The sequence below is a fragment of the Micromonospora sp. NPDC048842 genome (assembly GCF_040649935.1).
Taxonomy (GTDB): domain Bacteria; phylum Actinomycetota; class Actinomycetes; order Mycobacteriales; family Micromonosporaceae; genus Micromonospora; species Micromonospora hortensis.
Map to the genome: position 1 here is coordinate 244817 of NZ_JBEZGK010000009.1, position 25578 is coordinate 270394.

The window sequence follows — 25578 nt, forward strand, 5'->3', positions numbered from 1 at the left end:
AGTGATCCAGAAAGTTTCGTCGATGCGTACCGATGCGGATGACCGCGTGTTATTGGCCGGTCACAGGAGTGACCAATGATGGATCTTCGGACGGGATCGGGAAACGGCTCGGGGCCGGCGCGGGTTCACACCCACGCCGGCCCCGAGCCGGACACCGCTGCTCAGGCGCTCTGGGCGTCCTTCGCACGGGCCTTCAGCGCCCGCACCACACCGTCGCGGCCCTCGGCCACCAGCCGACGCAGCGGGGCGGGGTGCCCGTCACCGGCCAGCCACGCGTCGGTGGCCGCCACCGTGTCGTCCTCCACCAGGTAGGTCGGGTACGCCAACTGGGCGAACTCCTGCGCCGGCTCGCTGTCCCGGGTGGCCCACACCTGCCCGACCGCCGCGAAGTACCGCTCCCGGTACGGGGCGACCAGATCCACCTGCGCCGGGTGGGCGAAGCCCTGCAACAGCGCCCGGTGCCGCCAGTTGGGCAGCGCGTCCGGGCCGGTGAGCAGGGCCCACACGGCGGCCTTGTTCTCGGCAGTCGGCATCAACGCGTGCGCGTACGCGGCTTCCCGCTCACCGCTGGCAGTGCGGTCGCTGCTCAGCTCCGCCTCGATCTCGGCAGTCCCGGCGGCACCGTTGGCCACCAGGGCGGCGAGGACCGACCAGCGCAGCTCGGTGTCGACTGTCAGCCCGGCCGGCATCCCGGTGCCGTCCAGCCAACCGCGCAGCGTCGCCAGGTCTTCCTCGGAGCGGACCGCCGAGGTGAACGCACGGGCCCAGGCCAACTGGAACCCGCTGCCGGGCTCGGCGGCGGCGAGTGCGTCACGGGCGGTACGGGCCAGGTCGGCCCAGCCGGTCGGCGCCCAGGCCGGGTCGGCGTACAGGGTCAGCGCGGTGGTCGCCTGCCGCAGGGTGGCGGTGACCAGGTTGATGTCGGTCTCCGCGGGCAGCCCGCTCAGCGTGAGCGCCACGTAGTCCCGGGCGGACAGCTCGGCGTCGCGGATCATGTCCCACGCGGCGGTCCAGCAGAGCGCGCGTGCCAGCGACGAGTCGAAGCCACCGATGTGCTGCACCACTGTCGCCATCGAACGCTCGTCGAGGCGCAGCTTGGTGTAGCTGAGGTCGTCGTCGTTGAGCAGCAACACGTCGGCCGCCCGGACGCCACGCAGCGGGGCGAGATCCGTGTGCTCGCCGGTCACGTCCACCTCGTACCGCTCCCGACGGACCAGCCGCCCGTCGGTCAGGTCGTACAGGCCCACGCCGATCCGGTGGGTCCGCAGCGTCGGGTACGCCGCAGGAGCCTCCTGCCGCACCAGCACCTGCTCGTACGTGCCGTCGGCCCCGATGGTCACCTCCGGGCGCAGCGTGTTGACCTGTGCGGTCTCCAACCACTGCGCGGCGAACTTGCGCAGCTCCCGCCCGGATGCGGCCTCCAGCTCGGTGAGCAGGTCGTCGAAGGTGGCGTTGCCCCAGGCGTGCTTGCCGAAGTAGGCCCGCAGCCCGGCCACGAACGGCTCCTCACCCACGTACGCGACGAGCTGCTTGAGCACGCTCGCGCCCTTGGCGTAGGTGATGCCGTCGAAGTTGACCTCCACGGCCTCCATGTCCGGCATCTCGGTGTAGACCGGGTGGGTGGAGGAGAGCTGGTCCTGCCGGTAGCCCCAGTTCTTCCGGATGGACAGGAAGGTCGTCCACGCCTCGGTGAACCGGGTCGCGTTGGTGTTGCACCAGTGGCTGGCCCACTCGGCGAACGACTCGTTCAGCCACAGGTCGTTCCACCAGCGCATGGTGACCAGGTCACCGAACCACATGTGGGCCAGTTCGTGCAGGATCGTGTTGGCCCGCTGCTCGTACTCGAAGTCGGTGACCTGCGAGCGGAAGAGGTAGTGCGACTCGGCGTGCGTGACGCAGCCGAAGTTCTCCATCGCGCCGGCGTTGAAGTCGGGCACCCAGAGCTGGTCGTACTTCGGCAGCGGGTAGCGCACGTCGAACTTCTCGTGGAAGAAGTCGAAGCCCTGCTTGGTGATCAGGAACAGGTCGTCGGAGTCCAGGTACTGGGCCATCGACGCCCGGCAGAACACCCCCAGGTCGATGCCGTCGTGCGCGTCGCGCACCTCGTGGTACGGCCCGGCGCACATCGCCGTGATGTAGGTGCTCATCCGGGGCGACTCGGTGAAGTGCAGCGTCTTGAGCGCCTCACCCGCCGGCTCCTCCCGCTGCACGGGCATGTTGGAGACCGCCCGCCAGTGCGCCGGCACCGTGACGTGCCAGGTGTAGACGCTCTTCAGGTCGGGCTGGTCGAAGCAGGCGAACACCCGCTGCGCGTCGGCCGTCTCGAACTGGCTGTAGAGGTACGTCTCGCCGTCCACCGGGTCGACGGTCCGGTGCAGACCCTGGCCGCTGTTCGAGTAACCGAAGTCGGCGTCGACCACCAGGACGTTGTCGCTGTCCAACCCGGACAGGGTCAGGCCCTTCTCGGCGGACCAGGCGGAGAGGTCGACGGGCGTGCCGTTCAGCGTCGCGGACCGCACCGACTCGGCGGCCAGCTCGATGAAGGTGCTCGCGCCCGGTTCGGAGCAGCGGAACCGAACCTCGGTCGTCGACCTGAACGTGCGGCCGTCGGCCGCCAGCACGGCGCTGGACAGGTCCAGACTGATGTCATACCCCGTCACGTTGAGCAGGCGTGCCCGCTCGGTCGCCTCGACCTGCGTCAGGTTGCGCACTCCCGGCACTGTTCGTCTCCATCCCACATGTCGCCGTACGCCCGGCGGCGCCCGTTCGCCTACCGCTCGTGACGGCTGGCCCGATTCGAGTCTTCCATGTACGGGCAGCCCGCGGTGGCCGAGGTCACGCTCTCATTCGGGTGCCGGTCGATGCGCTGCGGGGTGAAGATTCTCCTGAGACGCCGACCTGTCGGCGCCACCCGTCGCGAAGGGATCTCACAGTGACCGAACGTGTCACCGCCGACATGTGGTTCGACCCGGCCTGCCCGTGGGCGTGGATCACCTCCCGCTGGCTGTTGGAGGTCGAGCAGATCCGGGATGTGGACATCCGCTTCCACGTGATGAGCCTGGCCGTGCTCAACGACGGCCGGGACGAGCTGCCCGAGGACTACAAGGAGTTCCTGAAGACCGCGTGGGGCCCGGTGCGGGTCTGCATCGCCGCGGAGCAGCTGCACGGCAACGAGGTGCTGCGCCCGCTCTACACGGCGCTCGGCACCCGGATCCACCTGCAGAAGCAGGAGCGGGGTCCGGAGCTGTACGTGGCCGCGCTCACCGAGGCCGGCCTCGACCCGGCACTGGCCGCGGCCGCCGACAGCACCGACTACGACGAGGCGCTGCGGGCCAGCCACGAGGCGGGCATGCGCCCGGTCGGGCAGGACGTGGGCACTCCGGTCGTGCACGCGCCAGGCCCGGACGGCGCCCCTGTCGCGTTCTTCGGCCCGGTGATCACTCCGGCGCCAAAGGGGGAGGCCGCCGGCCGGCTCTGGGACGGCGTGTTGCTTGTCGCCGGCACCCCGGGCTTCTACGAGCTCAAGCGCACCCGCGAGCAGAGCCCGATCTTCGACTGAGCGACGACCACCGCGCCCCCGTCCGTGCTTCGTCAGTCGCGCGGACGGGGGCGTTTCTCGTCGGGTGCCGAGGTCGGCGGAGGGTTGTGGCGTCACCGGGAGGCGGGCGGCGTCGTTTCCCTCGGTGTCCGCCGCAGCGACCCGTAGGGCCGCACGCCGCAGTTCGTGGAGGCAAATCCCGATGGCCAAGCACCGTGCGTCCGGTGACGATCAGTTGACCCGGCAGGGGGTGATCGAGACTCCCGGCGCTGACTACTGGTCCGTTGACGACTCCCGCTGGCCGACGGTCCGCCCGGACCTGCCCGCCCACCTGGTGGATCTACTCGCGCCGCCCATCGTGGTGGGCGTGGCCCGGGTCCCGGTGACCTCCCGGCTCACCCCGCCCAGAGCGGTCGACCCACTGCCGTCGTCCATCGACGCGGTGCCGACCAACGCGCCGGCGCTGGTGCCGTCGGGAGCGGCACCGGCCGAACCGGCTCCTCCGCCGCCGGCGCCGGCTCCTCCGCGCCCGGTGCCGACGCCGCCGCTGAGCCCGCGGCCCGTTCCCACGCCTCCTCCCGACCGTCCCGTGCCGGGGCCGCCCGCGTCGCCCCGCCGCGCCCTGAACACGGGGCCGATCGGGACCGGCCGGCGTGGCAACGGTGGGCCGGTGAGCGCAGGTAAGCACCGCCGGGGCACCTCCGATCGCGCCGGCTGACCGGCCGGGCCCCACCGGGCGCTTTCATCTGGTGGACGCCCCCGCGGGTCCCCGTCGGCGGCGACACCGTCGCCGGTAGCGTCAGTGGGCATGACGGTCGTGCATCCGATCACCCGGGCCTGGGTCACCACTGGCGGCACCGGCGCGCAAAACTACGACGAGTTCGCCGACGACGCGGAGATCACCGCGATCATCGAGTCGAACCCGCACAGCGCTCTCGGCATCGAGATGCCGCATCGCGCCCCGCAGAGCCTGGGCAAGTCGTTCCTGGAGGCGCTGCCGGACGCGGTGGCCCGCCTCGCCGAGGCCAAGGCCGACGGCAGTTACACCCCCGCCGAGCAGGTGGTGGTGCTCTACCGGATCAGCGCGCCCGGCGAGGAGCCGGCGTACGGGCTGTTCGCGATGGTGGACACCGATCAGATCTCCACCCGGGCAGACGAGCCGGGCCTGGTCATCCGCAACGAGGACGTCTTCATCGCCAAGGTGCGCGAGCGGGTGGCGCTGGCCGACGCGCTGGGGCACCTGCTCTCACCCGTACTCCTGCTCCAGACCGGGCGTGGCGACGAGCTGCACGCCGCGCTCGCCGCGGCGACCGACACGGCCGGTGCGCCCGCCGCGACGGACACCGACCAGGCGGGGCGCACGCACGCCATCTGGCTGCTCGGCCCCGGCCCGGAGCAGGCCACGCTGACCGCCCTCGCCGGTGGCGGGGACCTGGTCGTCGCGGACGGCAACCACCGCAGCCTTGCCGCCCAGACCGGAGGGCTGCCGCGCTTCCTGGCCGTGGTCACCACCCCCGCGTCGGTGGCCATCCAGCCGTACAACCGGCTGGTCAGCGAGCTGACCACCACCCCGGCCGAGCTGCTCGACCGGCTGCGGGCCGCAGGCGCCGAGGTCGAGCCGATCGACGGCCCGGTCGAGGTCCCGGCGGCCGGCGGCACCGTGCACCTCCGCCTCGACGGCCAGGGGTACGCGGTGCGCCTGCCCGCCACCGCCTCCGCCGGCCTGGAAAACCTTGACCACGCCCTGGTCGAGCGGCTGGTGCTGCGCGACGCGCTCGGTCTGGACCCGGGCGACAAGCGGATCACCTACGTCGGCGGTGACTACCCGGCGAGCTGGCTCACCGGTGAGGTCGACGCCGGGCGGGCCGAGTTGGCCATCCTGATCGCGCCGGTGACCGTGGCGGATTTCGTCGCCGTCAACCTGGCCAGGGAGAAGATGCCCCGCAAGAGCACCTGGTTCACCCCGAAGGCGCGCGGCGGTCTGGTCGTCGCCGAGCTGCCGCGTTGAGCGTCATCCGCACGACCGTGTGACGAACCCGGCTCGGGGACGCCGCCCCTGTGACGTCCCCGAGCGCGGCCTGACAGACTGCCCGGTATGCGCGTCTACCTGGGATCCGATCACGCCGGTTTCGAGTTGAAGGTGCACCTGGCCAACCACCTGGCCATGCAGGGCTACGACGTGGTCGACGTCGGCCCGCACAGCTACGACCCGGACGACGACTACCCCACGTTCTGCCTGCACACGGGCGACCAGGTGGTGGCTGACGAGACGGGCCTCGGAGTGGTCATCGGTGGCTCCGGCAACGGTGAGCAGATCGCCGCGAACAAGGTCGCCGGCGTCCGCGCCGCGTTGGCCTGGAGCGTCGAGACCGCTCAGCTTGCCCGTCAGCACAACGACGCGAACGTCGTCGCCATCGGTGCCCGCCAGCACACGCTGGACGAGGCGACCGGCATCGTCGAGGCGTTCCTGAACACGCCGTTTTCCGGCAACGAGCGGCACGCTCGTCGGATCGCCCAGGTAGCCGAGTACGAGCGGACCCGGAAGCTCCCCGACCTGCCCTGACCGTGCGGCGCTCAGCGCGGCGAGCGGGGCAGTTCCTCGCGGGGCACCCAGTTTCGCCGGACGACCACCACCCGGGCTTCCGCCTCGGCCAGGTCGTCGTCGGTGGGGCGGGCCGCGTCCCGGGCCCGTAGCGCGGCGCTCAGCCCCACCTGGGACGAGCCGGAACCGACCAACCCGCGCAGCCCCCGCTCGCCGTCGCGCTCGTCGCCGCCCGCGCTCCTGCGTCGCGGCGGCGGCGGCTCGTCACCGTCGTGCACGCCCGGCGTGCTGACCGTCGGGCCGTTAGCGCCCGGTCTGGCCGTCTCGGTGTCGCCGTGGTGGCGCAGCCGTCGCCGTCGTCGGTCGCTGTCACCCATCAGCCGACCGTACCCTGGCCGGGTTCGATCCGGCACCGTCGCGGGGCCGCGCCTCCCGGCCGGGGTCGGCGACCGATTTGCCGGCTGGCTACCCTCGAATCAAGGCGGTGCTGTTGCCGTCGGTCAGGGGGAGGACGAGATGGCAGACCAGACGCAGCCGTGGGCGGAGCGGACCGTGGAGGTGCCACCGCAGGCCGGCGTCGGGGTGCCGCCGCAGCGTGACGGTTTCCGCCGGGGGGTCGCTCCGGTGGGTGAGCGCCGCACCCCGCGGACGGAGCCGTTCCCGGTGGTCGAGCAGGAGCCGACCGGCACCGGTTGGCCCGGCGAACCGATGCCCCGTCGCTCGCTCAGCTCCCGGATGGCGCAGCTTCGACGCGGCGGTGAATGGAGCGCGGCGGCAGGCCTCTTCGCGTTCGTGTGTTGGGGGATCTGGGCGCTGTCCGGCCAGGGCGACCTGAGCGGCCCGCTGCTGGTGCTGGTGCTCAGCCTGCTGGTGGCCCTCGGCCTGTTCGCCCTGTTCCGGCTGATCGGCCGGGTGGTGTGGGAGCGGCAGTTGGGCCGGGTCCGGCGCAGCGCCCGAGGTGCGCACCTGGCGACGGCGGTGTTCCTCGTCGGCCTCGGGGTGGCGTGGCTCCAGCAGACCGAGTGGGTCGTCTCGGCCTGGAACTGGATCTCCTCGAACTGACCGGGCGTGCACGGGCGGGCCGGTCCAGGACCGCCCACCCGTGCACCCGGTCGTCTCCCCACCAGGCAAGGTCGCTGCTTACCCGGCCGGCCGCGGTTCATCCGTGGCCGGCCGCTCCGACCGGTACCCGTTCGTGGGACCTGCTCCGCCCAGCGGTGGCGGCACGTTCGCGTCAGTGCTCGGGCTTGTGCGCCCGGACCAGGATGCGCTGGGCGTGGGCCACGAACGGGCCGTGGCGACGGATGTGGTCGTGCAGATCGGCGAGGCGGGCCCGGTAGCGGTCCACGGTGAAGTCCGGCACCGTCCAGATGACCTTGCGGAGGAAGTGCACCACCGCTGCCACGTCGTTGAAGGTGGTCGGCAGCGCTTCGTGCCGCAGCTCGTCGATGACCAGGCCGGCGGCTCGCGCGTCGGCGGCGGCGCGGGCCGGGCTGCGTTCGTCACCGACCTCGCGGGGACCGGTGAGGAACTGGGCCAGCTCCCGGTTCGAGCCAGGGCCGATCTGCTGGGCCAGGTACTGCCCGCCGGGAGTGAGCACCCTGGCGATCTCGTCCCAGAGCACGACGTTGGGATGCCGGCTGACCACCAGGTCGAACGTCCCGTCGGGAAACGGGAACGGCGCGTCCTCGGCGACGTCGACCACCCGCACGCCGCGTGGTTCGAGCGCGCGTCGGGCCAGCCGGAGGTTGGGCGGCCAGTGCTCGGTGGCCACGGTCACCGGCGGGAATGCCGGCACCTCGGAGAGCACCTCGCCGCCGCCGGTCTGGATGTCCAGTGCGGCGCGGGCCACCCTCATCTGGGCTGCCATGAGTTTCAGATATCCCCAGGACGGCCGCTGCTCTGTCGCGCGGCCGTCGAACCAGGAGAAGTCCCAACCATCCACGGATGCGTCGACGCCTTCGCGGAGTAGATCCTGGAAGGTCGCCGTATCCTGCATTGCGTCAGGCTGACAGGCCGCAGTGGTGATGGCAAGCAGATGTGCCAGGTGTCGGCGCACTGTGCACGCAATGACTCCTGTCAGTGATCTGACACCAATTCCGAACGATCTTTCGGCGAGAATTTGTCACGTGGCGGATCTCCTTCGTTTCGAGACTGATCAGGGCGTCCTCCTCGTCGAGGAACACGCTGGCACCGATCTGGAACGGGTCGGTCTGCTCGACCGGATACGCCCCGCCCGGCAGACGCTGGAGATGGCACTGGCCCACATCAAGCCCGCGCTCGACGCGGCGCTGGGCGTGGTCCGGGGCGTGGCGGTGCGCCCCGATCAGGTGGAGGTCGAGATCGGTGTCACCCTCACCGCGGAGGCGGGTGCCGTCGTCGCCCGCACCAGCGCGCAGGGCCACCTGAAGGTCAAGCTGATCTGGACCTCGCCCGTCCCCGCGCTGCCGTCGGCGGCTGAGGACGGGGCCGGCGCGCAGGAGAACGCCGCGCATGACTGACCGCAGCGCCGGCCGTCGGCCAACGGCCGTCCTCGTCGAGTGGTTGGCGGAGCACGGATGACCGGCACCCGGTCGCTCGCCGGCCGGGTGCGGATACTCGGTGGCCACTCCTCGTCGGTCGTCGGCGCGGGCATCCAGTTGACCAGTGAGCTGGTGCTGACCTGCTGGCATGTCGTCGGCGACGGCACCGGGGCGGGTCAGCCCGGGGTGCTCGTCGAGACACCGAGCCACCCCGGCACCCGGGTCGCCGCCGAGGTGACCTGGTCCCGGGGTGTCGGCCCAGCGGGCGACGGTGACCTGGCGCTCCTGCGCTGCGCCGCGCCGCTGGCGTCCGCCCCCGCCACGCTGGCCGATCGCGGCGACGACGAGTTCGACGTGCGGATCGTGGGTTTTCCGGCCAACACCCCGGCGTCCGTCATGGTGCTGGCGCGGGCGGTCGGTCCGGTCGACGCGGGCACCGGATGGCGTCAACTCGACCGAGTTTCCCCTGCCACGGCCGGAATCGACAGGGGGTTCAGCGGTGCCGGGGTGTACGGCCCGGATGGCGCCGTGGTGGGCATGGTGCTGGCCCGCGCGAGCGTCGGCCAGCAGTTGGTCGGCTGGATGTTGCCCGTCGGGCAGTGGCGTGCCCTGCTGCCGCCCGGCAAGCTGCCGCCTGCCCTGCTGCCGCCCGGCAAGCTGCCGCCTGCCCTGCTGCCGTCCGGCCCGCTGACAGCCGTCGCCCGGGCGACGCCCCGGCCGGCACCCGCCCCGCTCGCGTTCGCGCAAAAGATGGCGCTGGCCCGACTGCTGGAGGAAATCCCGGTACTCCGGCACCCCGACAGCCGTCAATTGGTCATTCAGTCGCTGCCGCCGCACATCAGCCGGATGGTGAACCCATTCGGGCCATTGGGTCTCGACATGTTCGGCCTGATTCGGACGGCCCTAGAATACGAGGATGGGATCGCGGCTCTCTATCGCGTCCTGCTGTTGACGGAAGGGTCGGCGAGTACGCCACTGCGGGCCTTCCGTGACCTTGCCGAGAGCCTCGGTCTGCTGACGGGTACGGAGGACAATCGGTGACGACGCCCCGGATGCCGAGCGCCCAGGTGCAAGCCATCTGCGACGCACTGCTCTCGATGAGTTCGATCAATGACGGGAACACCCGCTCGCTCTACCTCGACGAGGTCGAGGGGGAACTGCGCAAGCGACTGTCGGTGCCCCGGCACTCCGAGGTCCGGTACGACGTCTACCGCATCGTGCGCGCCTGCGCCCAGGAGCCCCGGGGCATGTCGATGCTGTTGCAGGTCATCGCCAACTTCCACCCTGGTGCCAGCGCGGTCACCTCCGCCCAGCAGATCTACCTCTCCTGGCTCCTCGCACAGTTGCTCACTGACGTCCCGCCCGAGGTCGTGACCGGGGCCGTCGCGGCAGTCACGGATCATCCGCAGTCGCCAGATGACCTGCCCGCCCTGGTGGAGGCCGTCGGCTGGCAACCGGTGGGTGACTGGCAGGTCCCGGCCGCCGTGGCGCTGGCGGGCCTGGTCCTCGCCGGCCTCGAGTCGGACGGCAAGCCGTTGGAGCAGTGGTTGCGGGACGCGGCGGCGGCCCTGCGGCTCACCACCGCCGACCTCGACGATATGCGCATGGCTGCGAAGGCGCACTGGACGTCGCTACGATCCCCGCACCAGGCGGCACCGGCCGAGGCCGGTGGAGAGGAACCTGAATCCGACATGCGCAGGACGATCATCATCGAGGAGACGACACCCCAGCGATCCCGAACTCTCATCCGGGGCGGCGTCCCACCGCGCAACCTGTACTTCACCGGCCGGGAGAAGCAGCTCGTCGCGCTCGACGAGCTTCTGTCGTCACAGCACCGGGCCTCGGTGCTGCCGGAAGCGGCGCTGCGCGGTGTCGGTGGGGTCGGCAAGACCCAGCTCGCTGTCGAGTTCGCCTACCGGTACGCGGACCGTTACCAGCTGATCTGGTGGATGGCCGCCGAGGATCTCAGTGCGCTGCGTACCTCGATCGCTGCCCTCGGCGAGCGGCTCGGCCTGGCCGCGAGCGCCAGCCTGGAGCAGACCGTGCGGACGGTCCTCGACTCGCTGTCGACGAGTTCGCTCAGTTGGTTGCTGGTCTACGACAACGCCGACGACCCGCACGAGCTGGCTCCGCTCATGCCCTCGTCGAACCTCGTCGGCGAACGCGGCCACGTCCTCGTCACGTCGCGGAACATGGCCTGGTCGGCGAGCGCCATGACCCTGGACGTCGACGTGTTCACCCGAGCCGAGAGCGTGGAACTGCTGCTCAAGCGGCGTCCCGCGACCAGCCCCGACGACGCCCGCCGGCTCGCCGCGGAGCTTGGCGACCTGCCACTCGCCCTGGAACAAGCAGTCAGTTGGCTGCTCACCATGCTGTCGTCGGTCGACGAATACCTCGTCGACCTCAAGGAACACGCCCGGGAGCTGCTGGGGGAGGGGCAGCCCCGGCAGTACCGGGGCACCGTGTTGACCGTGGTGTCGATGGCGCTCGCCGCGGTACGCGAGCAGAATCCCGCAGCCGCGCAGCTGATCCAGCTACTCGCCTTCCTCAGCCCCGACCCGGTCCCGATGCGCCTGCTCTGGGAGGGGCGCCGCGCCGGGTTGGACGAACCGCTGCGCACCAGCCTCCAGGAGCGCAACGACATAGCCCGGGCGATCCGGCAACTGGCGTCGCTCGGGCTCGCGAAGGCGGACAACGCCAGCCGGCACGTACAGGTGCACCGACTGGTGCAGGCGGTCATCCGGGAGGGGCTCGCCGAGCAGGGCGACGACAGCCCGCTGACGCACGCCCGCCGGTTGCTGGCCGCCGCCAACCCGGGCTTCCCCGACGACCGGAGCACCTGGCCCCGCCACGCCGACATCGCGCCACACGTCCGCGTCGCCGGTCTGATCCACGGTGACCTCGACGCCCGCCGGACGGCGATGGACCAGCTGCGCTACATCTACAACCTGGGTGACTTCGAAGGTTGTCGGGACTTCGCGGAGGAGATCCTGGCCGCCTGGGACCAGCCCGGTCCGGACGGCCAGCGCAGCGGTGACCCGTTGACTCTGCTGGCGATGCGACGGTACGCGGACGCCCTGCGGCTGCTCGCCGACCCGCGCGCGGCCGCGTTCAGCCTCGAAGCGCTGGAGCGGATGCGGACGAGCCTCGGTGAGGAGCACGAGTACACACTGGGTGCGGCGAACAGCGTCGGCGCGGACCTGCGGCGGATCGGCGACTTCACGGCAGCGGCCGACCTCGACCGGCGCAACCTCGACGTGCACCGCCGGGTGCTCGGCGACGGGCACCCGAGCACGCTGCGGGTGATGAACTCGATGGCAATCAACCTTCGCCTGAGTGGTGACTTCGCAGGGGCGTACGAACTCAACCTCGAAGTGGCGCGGCACGCCGGTGCGGCCGCCGAGGACGGCACCTATTCACTGGTGCTGGCCCAGGAGGCCCAGGCGCGCGACCTCTACCTCCTGGGCCGGTACGCCGACGCGCTGGAACTGCTGGACAGCTCCCTGCCGGTGCAGCGGTCGCTGCTGGGCGCGGAGCACCTCACAGTGCTGCGCGCCACCTGCATCCACATCGCCTGCCTGCGCAAGACCGGGCGGCTCGACGCCGCCGTGACCGAGGGCGCGGCCAACTACCGGCTGGTGACCCGCCGCTTCGGCACCGATCATGTGCTGGCCGCGGAGGCGGGCATGACCTGCGCGAACGCCATGCGCGCTGCGGGCGACGCGACCCAGGCGTACGCCCTGGCAGCCCAGGGGCACGCCACCTTCCGAGCCGTCTTCGGGGAGCGGCATCCGGTCACGCTCTGCGCTGCGGTCAACCTCGGGGTGATCCTGCGGGCTCGCAACTTCGACCGTGAGGCGCGGGAGTTGGGTGCGGCCACCCTGCAGGCGATGGGCGAGGCGTTGCCGCCCACCCATCCGTACCTGCTGAGCGCGCGCTCCGCGCAGGCGATCAACCTGGTCCGGTCGCACCGGCTGGAGCAGGCGCAGGTGCTCTCCCAGGCGATCCTCGAGGACTCGCGTCGCCTGCGTGGGCCGGGGCATCCGTACACGCTTTACTGTGCTGTCAACGCGTCGGTCGATCTGATCGAGGTCGGCGAGGAGGATCGGGGTCGCGAGCTGCTCGACGAGGCTGCCGCGGCGCTGGAGGCCGTGTTCGGGCCGGACCATCCGGAGGTGGACGCCGCGCGGGGCCAGCGGCGCATCGAGTGTGACATCGAGACCGTCGGGCTGACCTGACGCCTCGCCCACCGGCGGTGGCCGCACCGAGCCTTGGACTCATCGGGTGGTGATCGTCGGTCGCCGGTCGCGCTCGGCCCGCGCCACCTCCCGGCGCCCGGCGGCGTCGGCGGACGCCGGGACCGGCACGGCGGCCAGGTGGCCGATCCGTTCGGCCAGGCGCTCTGCCCAGAGCCGCCCGGCCGAGGTGAGACTTCGGGCCCGGGCGAGCTCGACCACGGCGCGCTCCAACTGCGCCCGCACCACCGCGAACCGCGCGGTGGCCTGGGCCGCCAGTTCCGGTTGGGCGCGCAGCGCGGCCCACACCTCGGCGACGGCAGTGAACGCGTAGGTGCCGTGCAGCAGCCCACCGATCGGACGGGGGTCAGGACGCCAGGGCGCGAAGTACCGCACCGGGTCGGCGGGTTCGTGCAGCTGGACCAGGCCGAGGACAGCGTTGAGTTTGCTGTGTTGCAGCTCGTGCACCATCGTCACGGCCAGATCCACCGGGTCGAGGTTGGCGTCGGCGGCCAACGCCCCGAAGGCGTCGGCGTGCGTGACACTGTGCCCACGCTCGGTGCCGTCGGCCAACGGTACGAAGGTGCTGATCCCGGCGGCCACCTCGGCGGCGTGCGTCGGGGCGTACCCGACGAGCAGGTCCCAGGCGTGCCCGATGGACCGTTCCAGCTCCGCGGCCTGCGGTGCGGAGAGCCGGGCGGCGACCGGTAGCCCGAAGCAGTCGCGGTAGGGGTCCAGGTCGTCGACGCGGAGGTCGAGGGTGACCGGCTGGTCGGTGAAGCGCCACCAGCGGGTGGGCGTCCACTGGCGTCCGGTCAGGTCGGCTGGCGTCACGGCTGTGCTGCCGCCGTGTCGACGCAGCACCCCGAGGCCCGGCACGGGCACCAGGCCCGCACAGGGTGTGACCGGCACCGACGCGTCCGACCGACCGCTGAGGGCGGCCGCCGCGAGCGCCGCGAACGGGAGGTAGTCGGGTCGGCCGGTCGCGCCGTGCCGGACCCGCTCGATCGCCCAGACGGCGAGCCACGGGTGATCGAGCAGCACGTCCGCGGCGGCGGGGTCGAGGCGGTGGGCGTGGCCGAGCAGGTGCGCCGACGCCGCCAAGGCGTCGTCGGTGTCGGCCAGGTTCTTGAGGACGAGCATCGTGCGGTTGCGTTGCGCGCGCCGCAGAGCGCGGATGGCAGCCGGGCCAGCCCGGCCGTCGGCCAGGTGTGTGAACTCCGAGCGGGTCAGCTGGAGTCGGCGCCGGGGTCGAGGAAGCTGTTCCAGCCGGCCAGCGTCGTCTGCCGGGGACTCTTCAGTGTCGCGACCAGTTCCTCGATCCATCGGGCCAGTTCCGGATCCTCGTCGCGTAGCAGGTGGCTCAGACCCTGCGTCAACACGTCGACCACAACGAGGTGATCAGGTGCGGGTTGCTCAGTCATCGATGTCCCGGGTTGGCGCAGGCGTCCTGACATCAAAACACGTCAACGTCTGTGATCACCATCGGCTTACCGTCCGTCACCGGGGGTCGCCCGTCATGGGCCGTACCGCCGCCGGCTGCTGCCGGCGGCGGTACGGACCCGCGGGTCAGCCGGCGGCCGCCTCGGCGGCGGCGTGGTCGCGGGCCACCCGGACCATTTCCACCAGCCCGCCGGCGTATTCCTGGGACTCGCCGTGCGCCTCGTCGAACGGCGGCTGGAAGCCGACGCCCTCCCACTGGTTGGTCGCCGGGTTCCACCGGTCGTTGCCGACCTCGAAGTCCCAGGCGAAGATGCCCAGCTCGTAGTAGAGCTGGTCGGCCGAGTTGCCGGCGGCGGAGTAGAGCACGTCGGCGACCGGTCCGGTCTGCGACGGCCAGGTGACGGTGCCGCGCTCCTGAGCGATGGCGCCGACGATCCGTCGGGCGCTGTTGAGGAACAGCGTCGACTCGTCGATCGACGGTCGCGGCAGGGTGACCCTGCCGTCGGCCCGGTACGCCCCCGGCGGCCACATGAAGTACCCGCCGTAGGAGTGCACGTTCATCGCGAACTTGATGTTCGGGTGGTCCTGAGCGAGCGCGATCACGTTGCCGCTCTCCGCCTCGGACAGCTCGGCGGTGCCCGCGTAGGTGCCGGACAGGCAGTTGGCGCTGGCGCCCACGTAGCCGTCGAAGTACGACCCGACGGTGTAGTTGCGGTTGATGTCGACGCCCCACGAGGTGCGGTTCTTCGGGTCGCGGGCCGCACCGGTGCAGTGGTTGACGAGGTTCTTGCGCTGGAAGTTGAAGTCGTTGAACGAGTAGTTCGCGCCGTCCGGGTTGACCATCGGGATGACGAAGATGTCGACCTGCTCCAGCAGCTCACGGGTGGCCGGGTCGGTCCGGGCGTTGGCCAGCATCCGCTCGGCGAACTCCAGCGTCACGAGCGGGGTGGCCCACTCCCGGGCGTGTTCCTGGGAGTACGCGAGCACACCGACCCGGGAGCCATCCCGGTGTACGCCGAGGCGCAGCGCCTGCACCGTCCACGGCCGAGCCGGCACCTCGGTGCCCTGGAGGCCGTCGTCGAGTCGGGTGGGGCCGGCGACGGGCATCGGCAGCCCGGCCGAGCCGTCCTCGACGGTGGCCCGGAACCGGTCCGGCTGACGGGCATTGATCGCCGCCGCGACCTCGTCGGTGGTGCTCACCGTCTTGCCCGCGGTGTCGGTGGCCAGTGACACGGTGAGGACGCGGTCGCGGTAGCCGACGGTCAGTGGCCGGTTCGTCCGGCCCGGGTCGACAGTCCGCACCTGGACGCCGTTCATGTTCTGGTCGCCGAAGCGGACCGACTCGACGACCAGGGCGGCCACCGCCGGGTCGCCCAGGTAGCCGACTGCGTTGCGTCGGTATCCCTGGGTCTTGTTCGGCAGGTCGATCACGTCCACCAGGTCCCGGTACTGGCGGGCCAGCCGCTTGATCCGTGCCTGGATGTCCACCGGCGTCAGGTACGCGTCGATGAAGTCCTTCTGGTAGCCGGCCGGCAGCGGCGGCGGGGAGGCGTTCGGCCAGAGTGTCGGGGTGATCGCCCGGCTGACCCCGCCGAGGCTGGAGGTGGCCGTCAGCTGAACCGGTCGGTTCGGCACCGGCTGGGGGAGGGCGTAGTGGTACTGGTACTCGCCGGAGTCCTCGAACCGGTACAGCGGGAACGAGCCGGTGGTGCCGTCCGCGGTGCGCCAACTGACGGTGATCTCCACGTCCGGGTCGTCGGTGGCGGTGGTGGCCACCTGGGCCTGCAGGAAGGTCTGTCCGGTAGTGGTCCACCAGTACGCCTGCTGCACCTGGAGGGTGTCCACGGCGGTCGCGGCGGCGGTGGACCGCTGGCCCGCGGCCGGCGCGCGCAGCCCGGCGGCGGTGCGGGCCTGTGCCGCGCGGACGCTGGCGGCGTAGTGCCGGTTGCCGTCCCCGGCGCGCTGCACGATCTGCACTGCCGTCGCGCCCTGCGCGGTCAGGTCGTCGAGCTGCGCGCCGCTGAGCACCAGGTCGGCGATGATCCGGCCGTCCCGCCCCCGGGGCCGGTTGGCCAGGTCCGCGCCGGTGGCGACGAGCCGGTCCAGCTGGGCCTGATCGCGGAGCTGGACTCGGACCACAGCGGTTTCGGTGGCGCTCAGAGCGATCGGTGCGGCCGGGTCGGCTGGTGCGGCCGCTCCGGAAGTGGGATGGGACAACACTGCGCTGAACAGGATCACTGTGGTGGCGGCAGCTGTCCACCGTCGTCGGACGATCATGTGCCCTCCTGTGACGGACGTCGATGTGCTTGGTCCTTACACCAGTGCACAGATCGACACCTGTCAAGGTTCCCTCCGCGCCTTCCCGGCGTTGATCCCGTGACATGTCCGCGAGATCCGGAGCAACCCCCTGGTGCAGACCCCGCGTGACTAACTCGAAACGGGGATCGGAGGCCTGAATGAGCGATCGCGACGAGGCGTTCGCCGAGTACTTCGCGGCACGGTCCGGTGCCATGCGCGGCACCGCGTACCTGCTGTGCGGCGACTGGCACCGTGCCGAAGACCTGGTCCAGACCACGTTCGTCAAGCTCTACCGGGTCTGGAACCGGATCTCCCGGCACGAGGTGCTCGACAGCTATGTACGCCGGATCCTGATCCGGACCTTCCTCGACGAGCGCCGCCGCGGCTGGTGGCGGCGTGAACGGGTGGGTGGGGAGGACGCCGAACAGGCGGCCCCGCCCGACTCGCCGGAGAGCCGACTGGTGCTGCTGCAGGCGCTGACCCGGGTGGCACCGCGTCAGCGGGCAGTGCTGGTTCTGCGGTACTGGGAGGACCTGTCGATTGAGGACGTCGCGGCGCTGCTGGAGTGTTCTCCAGGGACGGTGAAGAGCCAGGCGGCACGCGGGCTCGACACCTTGCGCGGCCTCCTGACACCCACCTACAGCGGGATCGAGATGGGGGAGCGATGAACGAGCAGGAGTTGCGCGAGGGGCTGCGCAGCGAGATGGCGGGGACGACCCCGCCACCACCATTGAGTACGACGGCCGCGCTCGGCGCGGCACGCAGGACGCACTTCCGTCGACGCGCGCTGTGGGCGTCCCTCGGATCGGCGGCTGTCGTGCTGGCCGTCACCGGCTTCGCGGCCGTCGCCACCCCGGACGGCCACGTCTACCAACCGGCGGGCCAGGGGCCACTGGCTTCTCCGGACACCAAGGAGCCGTGGCCGACCGGGCCGGACGGGCAACCGCAGGAGGACCGGACCGCCCGTGCCGGGTCCAAGCACGACCAGGGGGTCCACCTGCTCACTGAGGCCGTCTCGGTCGTGCCCGCCGGTTTCACCGCGCCGGAGGATCCGCCGGGCCGGTCCGCAGAACAGCGGACGCTGCGGACCCACCAGGCGCAGTTCGAGGCCAAGGTGGACGGCGTCGACGTGTGGAGTTACTCGTCCTCGGTGGCGGTGGCGCAGGGCAAGGGCACCGGTCGCGTGATCGTCGAGGCGTACGACGCCGGCAACCAGCTGCCGATGGAACCGTGCAACCTGGCCCAGGCATTCTGGGGCATGCGGGGCGAGTGTCAGGTCGAGACCGTCGGAGCCGTGCGGGTCGGCGTCGTGGTCCGACCGAGCGGCGACGATCGGCTCGACCAGTGGTCGGCGTACCGGCACCCGGACGGCGTGGTGGTCTTCGTGGCACAGGGCGTACGGCTGGACGAAGGTCGGCCGGCGTTGACGAAGCTGCCGTTCTCCGTGCCGCAGTTGGCGGCTCTCGCCGTGGACGATCGGTTCCATCTGAAGTGACACGGCGACTCGGCCTCGCCGAGTGGGTCCAGGTGCCGGCACCGTGCCGTTCACCTGGGCCTTGCCGTTCTCTCAGCGGCGCGCTGTGAGGGGCACGAGGATGAGGAGGGCAATGCCGAGCGTGGCGGCGCCGACAGCCCACCACCAGAAGAATCCCGAGAAGACCGAGGCGATCAGGAGCCCCACGCCGAGACCGGCCAGCAGGCCGAGTGCGAACAGGGCCCGTGGGGTCAGGGCGAGGTACGGCAGGCGTCGTACCACCAGCACCTCCAGCCAGGTACCACCTACCGCCAGCAGCGCTGCGCCCACGCCGTCGACGGCGGACAGCCCGTGACCCTCGCTGACGGGCACGAGAACGCGGCCCTCATCACCGGCGGGGACGAAGAGGACGAGCACGCCAACGACGATGAGCAGGGCGGCAGCGCCGACCTGCCGGCGCGGGGCGCCCTCGCCAACGGCTGACATCGCTACAGTCTCGGCCATCCGCCATCGTCCGCGCAGCGGCCGTATCGGCAAACATCGAACTCCCGGCGCCCGGCTGGTCGCCTGTCAGCGCCATTCAGCAGATGTCGTTGTGCAGCCGCTGGTCGTCGAGCGCCGGCTCGCGGATCGCACAGGCACAGGCCGCCCACTAAAATGCCCTCCGACCTGGGCCGGAGGGCGTTGGAGCGGGCGACGAGAATCGAACTCGCGTAGTCAGTTTGGAAGACTGAAGCTCTACCATTGAGCTACGCCCGCGTGCTTCCCGCCGAAACGGGACGCGCCCACAGCGTACCCAATGTCGAGGCCCGACGCGTAACCGCGTCACCGCCCCGCGGTGCCGCGCCGTCCGCGACCCGGCGGCCCAAGATCCGCACAGCATCCGGGATGTAGTGGCCTCGCCGCGCGAGGAGGCCACTAGATCCGTGAAGTTGTGCGGATCTTGGGATCGCCCTGCGGATCGTGGCGGCACGTGGGCGGAGCGGAATGGTAATTTTCGGGTGATGTGTCCGGGTGGGGGATGCCCCGGCACCGACTGAGGCGTGGCGACGGCATAGACTGCACGTCGCCACGGGGTGTGGCGCAGCTTGGTAGCGCACTCGCTTTGGGAGCGAGGGGCCGTGGGTTCAAATCCCGCCACCCCGACTGTCGTCCGCGGCCGGGCCGCCCCGGGTGCCGCCCAGTGCGGTCCCCGGGCGATGCCGGAGCGTCAGGCCGGCTCGCCTACACTCGATGGGCTGAATCACGCCCAGACTCAACTGAGATCCGTCAAGGAGTACGCCTGTGAAGAGCACCGTCGAGACTCTGAGCCCGACGCGCGTGCGGCTCGCCATCGAGGTGCCGTTCGTCGAGCTCGAGCCGAGCCTCAAGAAGGCGTACCGGGAGATCGGTTCGCAGGTCCAGGTTCCGGGCTTCCGCCGGGGCAAGGTGCCGACCGCGGTGATCGACCAGCGGGTGGGCCGGGGCACCGTCCTCAACGAGGCGGTCCAGGAGGCCATCCCGGAGAACATCCTCGCCGCGGTGCGCGAGCACGACCTGAAGACGCTGGGGCGCCCGGAGGTCGAGATCACCGAGTTCAACGACGGTGACTCGCTGAACTTCACGGCCGAGGTCGACGTCCGCCCGGAGATCACCATCCCGGACGCGAGCACCATCGAGGTGACCGTCGACGAGCTGCAGATCGACGAGAGCGAGATCGACGAGCAGGTGAAGAACCTGCGGGAGCGTTTCGCGACCCTCAAGACCGTCGAGCGGGCCGCCGCCGAGGGCGACTACGTCCAGATCGACCTGAACGCCACCGTCGACGGCGAGGACGTGCCGGGCGGCCAGGCCAGCAACATCTCCCACGAGGTGGGCAGCAAGCAGCTCCTGCCGGGCCTCGACGAGGCAGTGGTCGGCCTCGCCGCCGGTGACGACACCACCTTCACCACCCAGCTGGTCGGCGGCGACTTCGCCGGTCGGGACGCCGACGTGGCGGTGACCGTGCGCACGGTCAAGGAGAAGGAGCTGCCGGAGCTCAACGACGAGTTCGCCCAGATGGCGAGCGAGTTCGACACGATCGAGGAGCTGCGCGGCGACCTGCGGGCGCGGGTCACCCAGGGCAAGCAGGTCGAGCAGATCTACGCCGCTCGGGACAAGGCCCTGGCCCAGCTGGTCGAGGCCGCCGACATCCCGGCCCCGGAGGGTGTCGTCCGCGAGGAGGTCGAGAGCCGCAAGCAGGCGATGGTCGACCAGCTGGAGCGGATCGGCGCCTCGATGGAGGAGTACCTCGCGGCCGAGGACAAGACCGAGGAGCAGATCGACGCCGAGCTGACCGAGGCGGCCACCGAGGGCGTCAAGGTCCAGCTCCTGCTGGACACGCTCGCCGACGCGGAGGACGTGCAGGTCTCCGACGACGAGTTCGGGCACGAGATCGTGCACCGGGCGCAGCGTGCCGGGATGGCCCCGCAGCAGTACTACGACCAGCTGGTGCGCTCCGGCGCGGCCGCCGCGGTCTTCGGCGACGTGCGCCGGGGCAAGGCGCTCGCGGCCGTCATGGAGAAGATCACGATCAAGGACTCGGCAGGCAACGGGATCACCCTCGACGCGCTGCGCGCCGCCAACGAGGCGGAGCACAACCACGACCACTGATCGTCGGGTGCGGCCGCCGTCCGCCGCTGAGCGGCGGACGGCGGCCGTTTCCTTTCCGGGTACGCCCGGGCGGTAAGCACTGCCGGGTACGCCCGGGCGGTAAGCACTGCCGGGTACGCCCGGAAGCCCGCGCCGCGGGTACCCGACACAGCTGCGCTGAGAGCGAACACTGCCCCGACCGGGACTCTGCCGCCCCGCACAGCGGTTAGTGTCGGGAAAGACGGTACGGAGAGCGAAGGGCTGCCATGACCGACATGCACATCCCCAAGAAGTCGCTCCGGGCGATTGACGCGCGCGGTGGCGACTCCATTGGCAACCTCGACGACTCGGTCTACAACCGGTTGCTCAAGGAACGCATCATCTTCCTGGGCAGTGAGGTGACCGACCAGGTCGCCAACCGCATCTGCGCGCAGCTGCTGCTGCTCGCCGCGGAGGACCCGGACCGCGACATCAACCTGTGGATCAACTCGCCGGGTGGCTCGGTCTACTCCGGCATGGCGATCTACGACACCATGCAGTTCATCGACAACGACGTGTCGACCGTGGCGATGGGCATGGCTGCCTCGATGGGTCAGCTGCTGCTCTGCGCGGGCACCAAGGGCAAGCGGTACGCCCTGCCCCACGCACGGATCATGATGCACCAGCCGTCCGGTGGTCTGGGCGGCACGGCGTCCGACATCGCCATCCAGGCGGAGCAGATGCTCTACACGAAGCGGATGTTCCAGGAGCGGGTCGCGCACCACACCGGCCAGAGCCAGTCGCAGATCGAGGCCGACTCGGACCGGGACCGTTGGTTCACCGCCCAGGAGGCCATGGACTACGGCTTCATCGACAAGGTGATCATCGGAGCCGCACAGGTTCCGGATGGCGCCGGGACCCTGAGCTGAGGAGCTGACGATGACCGATCTGAGCCTGCCGCCCCAGTTCGCGGCCGTGCACAACCGCTACGTGCTGCCGTCGTTCGTCGAGCGCACGTCGTACGGGGTCAAGGAGTCGAACCCGTACAACAAGCTCTTCGAGGACCGGATCATCTTCCTCGGCGTCCAGGTGGACGACGCGTCGGCCAACGACGTGATGGCCCAGCTGCTGACGCTCGAGGGCACCGACCCGGACCGCGACATCATCATGTACATCAACTCGCCGGGTGGTTCGTTCACCGCCATGACGGCGATCTACGACACCATGCAGTACGTCCGTCCGGACATCTCGACGGTCTGCCTCGGGCAGGCGGCGAGCGCGGCGGCGGTGTTGCTCTCGGCGGGCACCCCGGGTAAGCGGATGGCCCTGCCGAACTCGCGGATCATCATCCACCAGCCGGCCACCGAGGGCGGCTACGGGCAGGGCTCGGACATCGAGATCCAGGCCCGGGAGATCCTGCGGATGCGTACGCAGCTGGAGGACATGCTGTCCCGCCACTGCAACCGCCCGATCGAGCAGGTTCGCAAGGACATCGACCGTGACAAGATCATGACGGCCGAGGAGTCCAAGGAGTACGGGCTGGTCGACACGATCCTGACCAGCCGCAAGAAGGGTCTGCTGGCGGCCAACGCCGCCCGCTGAGCTGTACCGGGTCAGAGGTTGGCCGGGGCTCCGTTCCCGGCCGACCTCTGACACACCCGTTTTGGGGGTCGGAGAATGCCCCGCCAGCGGGTAACGTCGGGTCCGTACCGCTTCGCCGGTTGGGCCGGCGGCGCGAACTAAGCCGGGCGGCGCGCAACGTCCGCAGGTCAGGGCCGGGTCTCCGGCCGATGAGTGCAGGGAGAACGTAGGTGGCACGGATCGGTGACGGCGGCGACCTACTGAAATGCTCCTTCTGCGGCAAGTCGCAGAAGCAGGTCAAGAAGCTCATCGCGGGCCCAGGGGTCTACATCTGCGACGAGTGCATCGATCTCTGCAACGAGATCATCGAAGAGGAGCTGGCCGAGTCCGGCGAGGTGAAGTGGGAAGAGCTTCCCAAGCCGATGGAGATCTGCCAGTTCCTCGACACCTACGTCGTGGGTCAGGATCAGGCCAAGAAGGCGCTCGCCGTAGCGGTCTACAACCACTACAAGCGGATCCAGGCCGAGGCCGCTAATGCGCCGGGCTCCGGCAGTGACGCCGTCGAGCTGGCCAAGTCCAACATCCTGCTGCTCGGCCCGACCGGGTGCGGCAAGACCCACCTGGCACAGACCCTCGCCCGGATGTTGAACGTCCCGTTCGCCATCGCCGACGCCACAGCGCTGACCGAGGCGGGCTACGTCGGCGAGGACGTGGAGAACATCCTCCTCAAGCTGATCCAGGCCGCCGACTACGACATCAAGCGCGCCGAGACCGGCATCATCTACATCGACGAGGTCGACAAGATCGCCCGCAAGTCGGAGAACCCGTCGATCACCCGGGACGTCTCCGGCGAGGGTGTGCAGCAGGCCCTGCTCAAGATGCTCGAGGGCACTGTGGCCAACGTGCCGCCGCAGGGTGGCCGTAAGCACCCACACCAGGAGTTCATCCAGATCGACACCACCAACGTGCTGTTCATCTGTGGTGGCGCCTTCGCCGGGCTCGACCAGATCATCGAGTCCCGCACCGGGCAGGGCGGCACCGGCTTCGGCGCCCGGCTCCGGTCGGTCTCCGATCGGTCGACCGACGACATCTTCAGCCAGGTCATGCCGGAAGACATGCTCAAGTTCGGGCTGATCCCCGAGTTCGTCGGCCGGCTGCCGGTGATCACCAACGTCCGCAGCCTGGATCGCAGCGCCCTCGTTCGGATCCTCACCGAGCCGCGCAACGCACTGGTCCGGCAGTACCAGCGCCTGTTCGAGCTGGATGGTGTCGAGCTCGAGTTCGACGAGCCGGCGTTGGAAGCCATCGCCGATCAGGCGATGCTGCGGGGCACCGGTGCTCGTGGTCTGCGAGCCATCATCGAGGAGGTTCTGCTCTCCGCGATGTACGAGGTGCCGAGCAACCCCGACGCCGCCCGCGTGCTGATCACCCGCGAGGTCGTCCTGGAGAACGTCAACCCGACGATCGTGCCGCGTGAGTTCACCGGGCGCCGGGCTCGGCGCGACCGCGAAGAGAAGTCCGCCTGATCCTTCCCGCATCACGCCGGCCGTTCGATCCTGAGCGGCCGGCGTGATCGTGTTCGGCGCCGTCCGCCAGTGACCACCACCCGTGCGGGCCAGACTGTTGACGCTGTCCGTCAGCGGCCCTCCAGCCGTACCCTTTGCTCATGCGTGTCGCCGTCTGCCAGTTGAACGCCCGGGACGACCGTAAGGCCAATCTGGCGGCCGCGGAGGCCCTACTGGAGCGCGCCGCCGCCGGCGGCGCGGATCTCGCCGTCCTCCCGGAGTACGTCGACTACCTGGGTCCTGCGGCTGGGTTGCCCGAACCGGAGCCGGTCGACGGTGAGGTGGGCAGCTTCTTCGCCGGGGTCGCCAGGCGGCTCGGGATCTGGTTGGTGGCCGGCTCGTTCCACGAGGCCGGCCCGGACCGGGACCACACCTGGAACACCTCGCTGGTCTTCGACCGTTCCGGCAGCCTGGCCGCGACCTATCGCAAGATCCACCTGTACGACGTGGAGATCCCCGGTCGGGTCTCCTACCGGGAGTCGGCGAGCGTCGCGCCCGGGGCCCAACCGGTGGTGGTCGACGTCGAGGGGCTCCGGGTCGGCCTGTCGATCTGCTACGACCTGCGCTTCCCGGAGCTGTACCGGCTACTCGCGTCCGATGGCGGCGCGCAGCTGCTGGTAGTTCCGGCCGCCTTCATGATGCACACCGGCCGGGACCACTGGGAGGTCCTGCTGCGGGCCAGGGCTATCGAGAACCAGTGTTTCGTGGCTGCGGCCGCTCAGACCGGCGACCATGAGCCAGGTCGCACCTGCTTCGGGCGCAGCATGGTGGTCGACCCGTGGGGGACTGTCATCGGTCAGGTGCCGGACGGCCCGGGGGTCTCCGTCGTCGACCTGGACCTGGAGCGGCTCGACACGATCCGCGCCGAACTGCCCAGCCTGGCCAACCGCCGGCTTTGAGCTGCCCTGCGCGCCGGCTGGGAGACCCTCAGCCCTCCAGCAGGACGCCGATCACCGCGAACCCGGCGATGGCCGCTGCGGTGACCAGCAGCGCCGTGGTCATCCGGGACCTGCCCCGTCGGGCCAGCCGTCCCACCGAGAGCACAAGTACGACAAGCACGACCGCACCGATCACCACCTGCCAGAACGGCCCGATGAGGCCGAGCAGCGCCTCCTCGGCGAACACCCTGGCACCGTGCCCGGACTCATCCATGACTGACACTCTGGCACGTCGAGGTGGCCCGCGTCCTCGGCTGAGCCGGGGAGGCGGGGTGCTCGCGTCCTTGGTGCCGGCGAGGGCCGGCGAGGGCTCTTCGTCCGAACCAGTGATGAACCCTGATTTGCCTTCTCCGGGCCGTCCGCGTAACTTTCTCTCTGCACGGGGGAGGCCGGACAAACCGGCCGAGAACGGGCGCCAGGCTCGTGGCGGGAACGCCGAGCGAGACTGAGGATCGGGCGGTGCGGAACACTCCGGAAACGGGGTTGCGAACGCGAAGCCGACCGGGTAGAGTTTCGAAGCCGGCAGGAGCCGGGCGGAGAGCCGCGAAGCGGCGATCGGCCGGTCTGCGGCTTCCCACGACAGAAACGAACGTCGGCAACGACGTGCGTCATCGTGGACTCGAGCAAGCAAGACCACCCGCATTATCGGGTTGAAGCAATGACGAACCGCGAAATATCGGTTTGACACGGCGGAAACGAGCGGGTAACGTAGTAAAAGTGCCTGGCGCTGAAAGCGCCGGGTGCGAGAGCGGGAAATACCCCGGTTGGGGTTCCACTGTGGTGGGGCTTCTGGTCGGTGTGTGGTTGTTCTTTGAGAACTCAACAGGGTGCTTGTAAAGCCAGTGCCAATTAT

Annotated in this window: 23 protein-coding genes and 2 tRNA genes; 16 read left to right on the forward strand and 9 right to left on the reverse strand. The window is 70.4% G+C overall.

Annotation, left to right across the window (positions count from 1 at the left end):
* Positions 1–161: 161 nt before the first annotated feature.
* Positions 162–2711 (reverse strand): aminopeptidase N, encoded by a 2550-nt coding sequence (pepN, locus tag AB0C19_RS16005; RefSeq protein ID WP_357185206.1) that lies wholly within the window; start codon positions 2709–2711, stop codon positions 162–164.
* Between the two features lie 221 nt (positions 2712–2932).
* Here pepN and AB0C19_RS16010 point away from each other — a divergent pair, with 221 nt between their 5' ends.
* The 4 genes from AB0C19_RS16010 (at position 2933) to AB0C19_RS16025 (ending at position 6101) form a co-directional block, all read left to right on the forward strand.
* Positions 2933–3559 carry a disulfide bond formation protein DsbA gene (locus tag AB0C19_RS16010; protein ID WP_357185209.1) on the forward strand — a complete coding sequence of 209 codons (627 nt, stop codon included), beginning with the start codon at positions 2933–2935 and terminating at the stop codon, positions 3557–3559.
* A gap of 181 nt (positions 3560–3740) precedes the next feature.
* Positions 3741–4256 carry a hypothetical protein gene (locus AB0C19_RS16015; RefSeq protein ID WP_357185212.1) on the forward strand — a complete coding sequence of 172 codons (516 nt, stop codon included), beginning with the start codon at positions 3741–3743 and terminating at the stop codon, positions 4254–4256.
* A 90-nt stretch (positions 4257–4346) separates the two neighbouring features.
* Positions 4347–5546, forward strand: a complete 1200-nt coding sequence (locus AB0C19_RS16020) for a DUF1015 family protein (RefSeq protein ID WP_357185215.1) — start codon at positions 4347–4349, stop codon at positions 5544–5546.
* An 87-nt stretch (positions 5547–5633) separates the two neighbouring features.
* Positions 5634–6101 (forward strand): ribose-5-phosphate isomerase, encoded by a 468-nt coding sequence (locus tag AB0C19_RS16025; protein ID WP_112584153.1) that lies wholly within the window; start codon positions 5634–5636, stop codon positions 6099–6101.
* Positions 6102–6112: 11 nt separating this feature from the next.
* Here AB0C19_RS16025 and AB0C19_RS16030 read toward each other — a convergent pair whose 3' ends face one another.
* Positions 6113–6457: a hypothetical protein gene (locus AB0C19_RS16030; protein ID WP_357185218.1), complete on the reverse strand. Its 345-nt coding sequence runs from the start codon at positions 6455–6457 to the stop codon at positions 6113–6115.
* A gap of 139 nt (positions 6458–6596) precedes the next feature.
* Between AB0C19_RS16030 and AB0C19_RS16035 the strand changes: the two genes are divergently transcribed.
* A complete protein-coding gene (locus AB0C19_RS16035) occupies positions 6597–7142 on the forward strand; it encodes a hypothetical protein (protein ID WP_357185221.1) in 546 nt (181 codons plus the stop codon).
* A 172-nt stretch (positions 7143–7314) separates the two neighbouring features.
* On the opposite strand, the gene AB0C19_RS16040 is transcribed toward AB0C19_RS16035, so the two are convergent.
* Entirely contained in the window at positions 7315–8079 is a 765-nt protein-coding gene (locus AB0C19_RS16040; protein WP_357185224.1) for a class I SAM-dependent methyltransferase, read from the reverse strand.
* 130 nt (positions 8080–8209) lie between these two features.
* Here AB0C19_RS16040 and AB0C19_RS16045 point away from each other — a divergent pair, with 130 nt between their 5' ends.
* The 3 genes from AB0C19_RS16045 to fxsT are packed head-to-tail and all read left to right on the forward strand — an operon-like array spanning position 8210 to position 12840.
* Complete coding sequence (locus tag AB0C19_RS16045; protein ID WP_357185227.1) at positions 8210–8581, forward strand: CU044_2847 family protein; 372 nt, start codon at positions 8210–8212, stop codon at positions 8579–8581.
* 57 nt (positions 8582–8638) lie between these two features.
* The gene (locus AB0C19_RS16050) at positions 8639–9643 is read left to right on the forward strand and encodes a trypsin-like peptidase domain-containing protein (RefSeq protein WP_357185230.1); all 1005 of its coding nucleotides are present in this window, start codon (positions 8639–8641) and stop codon (positions 9641–9643) included.
* Positions 9640–12840 (forward strand): FxSxx-COOH system tetratricopeptide repeat protein, encoded by a 3201-nt coding sequence (gene fxsT / locus AB0C19_RS16055; protein ID WP_357185233.1) that lies wholly within the window; start codon positions 9640–9642, stop codon positions 12838–12840. Before AB0C19_RS16050 ends, fxsT begins: the two co-directional genes overlap by 4 nt.
* Before the next feature lie 39 nt (positions 12841–12879).
* Here fxsT and AB0C19_RS16060 read toward each other — a convergent pair whose 3' ends face one another.
* The 3 genes from AB0C19_RS16060 to AB0C19_RS16070 form a co-directional block, all read right to left on the reverse strand.
* Positions 12880–13980, reverse strand: coding sequence for an HEXXH motif-containing putative peptide modification protein (locus tag AB0C19_RS16060; protein ID WP_357185236.1), 1101 nt, complete (start codon positions 13978–13980; stop codon positions 12880–12882).
* An 86-nt stretch (positions 13981–14066) separates the two neighbouring features.
* Complete coding sequence (locus AB0C19_RS16065; RefSeq protein ID WP_146765853.1) at positions 14067–14261, reverse strand: hypothetical protein; 195 nt, start codon at positions 14259–14261, stop codon at positions 14067–14069.
* Between the two features lie 145 nt (positions 14262–14406).
* Positions 14407–16557 carry a M14 family zinc carboxypeptidase gene (locus AB0C19_RS16070; RefSeq protein WP_357185239.1) on the reverse strand — a complete coding sequence of 717 codons (2151 nt, stop codon included), beginning with the start codon at positions 16555–16557 and terminating at the stop codon, positions 14407–14409.
* A gap of 179 nt (positions 16558–16736) precedes the next feature.
* Here AB0C19_RS16070 and AB0C19_RS16075 point away from each other — a divergent pair, with 179 nt between their 5' ends.
* Together AB0C19_RS16075 and AB0C19_RS16080 are read left to right on the forward strand one after the other, a co-directional pair.
* On the forward strand, positions 16737–17246 hold the full coding sequence (locus AB0C19_RS16075; protein WP_357185242.1) for a SigE family RNA polymerase sigma factor: 510 nt from the start codon (positions 16737–16739) through the stop codon (positions 17244–17246).
* Positions 17243–18073 (forward strand): hypothetical protein, encoded by an 831-nt coding sequence (locus tag AB0C19_RS16080; RefSeq protein ID WP_357185245.1) that lies wholly within the window; start codon positions 17243–17245, stop codon positions 18071–18073. The genes AB0C19_RS16075 and AB0C19_RS16080 overlap by 4 nt, the downstream gene beginning before the upstream one ends.
* A 72-nt stretch (positions 18074–18145) precedes the next feature.
* Here AB0C19_RS16080 and AB0C19_RS16085 read toward each other — a convergent pair whose 3' ends face one another.
* Positions 18146–18538, reverse strand: a complete 393-nt coding sequence (locus AB0C19_RS16085; protein WP_357185248.1) for a hypothetical protein — start codon at positions 18536–18538, stop codon at positions 18146–18148.
* Between the two features lie 199 nt (positions 18539–18737).
* Positions 18738–18811 (reverse strand) — tRNA-Gly (locus AB0C19_RS16090).
* A gap of 313 nt (positions 18812–19124) precedes the next feature.
* Here AB0C19_RS16090 and AB0C19_RS16095 point away from each other — a divergent pair.
* From AB0C19_RS16095 to AB0C19_RS16120, 6 genes are all read left to right on the forward strand, one after another.
* Positions 19125–19198 (forward strand) — tRNA-Pro (locus tag AB0C19_RS16095).
* A 138-nt stretch (positions 19199–19336) separates the two neighbouring features.
* Positions 19337–20683 carry a trigger factor gene (gene tig / locus AB0C19_RS16100; RefSeq protein WP_354945627.1) on the forward strand — a complete coding sequence of 449 codons (1347 nt, stop codon included), beginning with the start codon at positions 19337–19339 and terminating at the stop codon, positions 20681–20683.
* A 245-nt stretch (positions 20684–20928) separates the two neighbouring features.
* Positions 20929–21570 (forward strand): ATP-dependent Clp protease proteolytic subunit, encoded by a 642-nt coding sequence (locus AB0C19_RS16105; RefSeq protein WP_007464111.1) that lies wholly within the window; start codon positions 20929–20931, stop codon positions 21568–21570.
* A gap of 10 nt (positions 21571–21580) precedes the next feature.
* Entirely contained in the window at positions 21581–22243 is a 663-nt protein-coding gene (locus AB0C19_RS16110; protein ID WP_030333536.1) for an ATP-dependent Clp protease proteolytic subunit, read from the forward strand.
* Between the two features lie 209 nt (positions 22244–22452).
* Positions 22453–23748 carry an ATP-dependent Clp protease ATP-binding subunit ClpX gene (gene clpX, locus AB0C19_RS16115; protein ID WP_357185253.1) on the forward strand — a complete coding sequence of 432 codons (1296 nt, stop codon included), beginning with the start codon at positions 22453–22455 and terminating at the stop codon, positions 23746–23748.
* Between the two features lie 140 nt (positions 23749–23888).
* Positions 23889–24686, forward strand: coding sequence for a carbon-nitrogen hydrolase family protein (locus AB0C19_RS16120; protein WP_357185256.1), 798 nt, complete (start codon positions 23889–23891; stop codon positions 24684–24686).
* A gap of 28 nt (positions 24687–24714) precedes the next feature.
* Here the strand turns inward: AB0C19_RS16120 and AB0C19_RS16125 are convergent, their stop codons facing one another.
* Positions 24715–24939 carry a hypothetical protein gene (locus AB0C19_RS16125; RefSeq protein WP_112584164.1) on the reverse strand — a complete coding sequence of 75 codons (225 nt, stop codon included), beginning with the start codon at positions 24937–24939 and terminating at the stop codon, positions 24715–24717.
* Between the last annotated feature and the right edge of the window lie 639 nt (positions 24940–25578).

Bases quoted from the DNA above. Each gene is read 5' to 3' on its own strand.
- AB0C19_RS16015 (WP_357185212.1), top strand. From the start codon at position 3,741: ATGGCCAAGCACCGTGCGTCCGGTGACGATCAGTTGACCCGGCAGGGG.
- AB0C19_RS16020 (WP_357185215.1), top strand. From the start codon at position 4,347: ATGACGGTCGTGCATCCGATCACCCGGGCCTGGGTCACCACTGGCGGC.
- AB0C19_RS16025 (WP_112584153.1), top strand. From the start codon at position 5,634: ATGCGCGTCTACCTGGGATCCGATCACGCCGGTTTCGAGTTGAAGGTG.
- AB0C19_RS16030 (WP_357185218.1), bottom strand. From the start codon at position 6,457: ATGGGTGACAGCGACCGACGACGGCGACGGCTGCGCCACCACGGCGAC.
- AB0C19_RS16035 (WP_357185221.1), top strand. From the start codon at position 6,597: ATGGCAGACCAGACGCAGCCGTGGGCGGAGCGGACCGTGGAGGTGCCA.
- AB0C19_RS16040 (WP_357185224.1), bottom strand. From the start codon at position 8,079: ATGCAGGATACGGCGACCTTCCAGGATCTACTCCGCGAAGGCGTCGAC.
- AB0C19_RS16050 (WP_357185230.1), top strand. From the start codon at position 8,639: ATGACCGGCACCCGGTCGCTCGCCGGCCGGGTGCGGATACTCGGTGGC.
- AB0C19_RS16060 (WP_357185236.1), bottom strand. From the start codon at position 13,980: ATGCTCGTCCTCAAGAACCTGGCCGACACCGACGACGCCTTGGCGGCG.
- AB0C19_RS16065 (WP_146765853.1), bottom strand. From the start codon at position 14,261: ATGACTGAGCAACCCGCACCTGATCACCTCGTTGTGGTCGACGTGTTG.
- AB0C19_RS16070 (WP_357185239.1), bottom strand. From the start codon at position 16,557: ATGATCGTCCGACGACGGTGGACAGCTGCCGCCACCACAGTGATCCTG.
- AB0C19_RS16075 (WP_357185242.1), top strand. From the start codon at position 16,737: ATGAGCGATCGCGACGAGGCGTTCGCCGAGTACTTCGCGGCACGGTCC.
- AB0C19_RS16080 (WP_357185245.1), top strand. From the start codon at position 17,243: ATGAACGAGCAGGAGTTGCGCGAGGGGCTGCGCAGCGAGATGGCGGGG.
- AB0C19_RS16085 (WP_357185248.1), bottom strand. From the start codon at position 18,538: ATGTCAGCCGTTGGCGAGGGCGCCCCGCGCCGGCAGGTCGGCGCTGCC.
- AB0C19_RS16105 (WP_007464111.1), top strand. From the start codon at position 20,929: ATGACCGACATGCACATCCCCAAGAAGTCGCTCCGGGCGATTGACGCG.
- AB0C19_RS16110 (WP_030333536.1), top strand. From the start codon at position 21,581: ATGACCGATCTGAGCCTGCCGCCCCAGTTCGCGGCCGTGCACAACCGC.
- AB0C19_RS16120 (WP_357185256.1), top strand. From the start codon at position 23,889: ATGCGTGTCGCCGTCTGCCAGTTGAACGCCCGGGACGACCGTAAGGCC.
- AB0C19_RS16125 (WP_112584164.1), bottom strand. From the start codon at position 24,939: ATGGATGAGTCCGGGCACGGTGCCAGGGTGTTCGCCGAGGAGGCGCTG.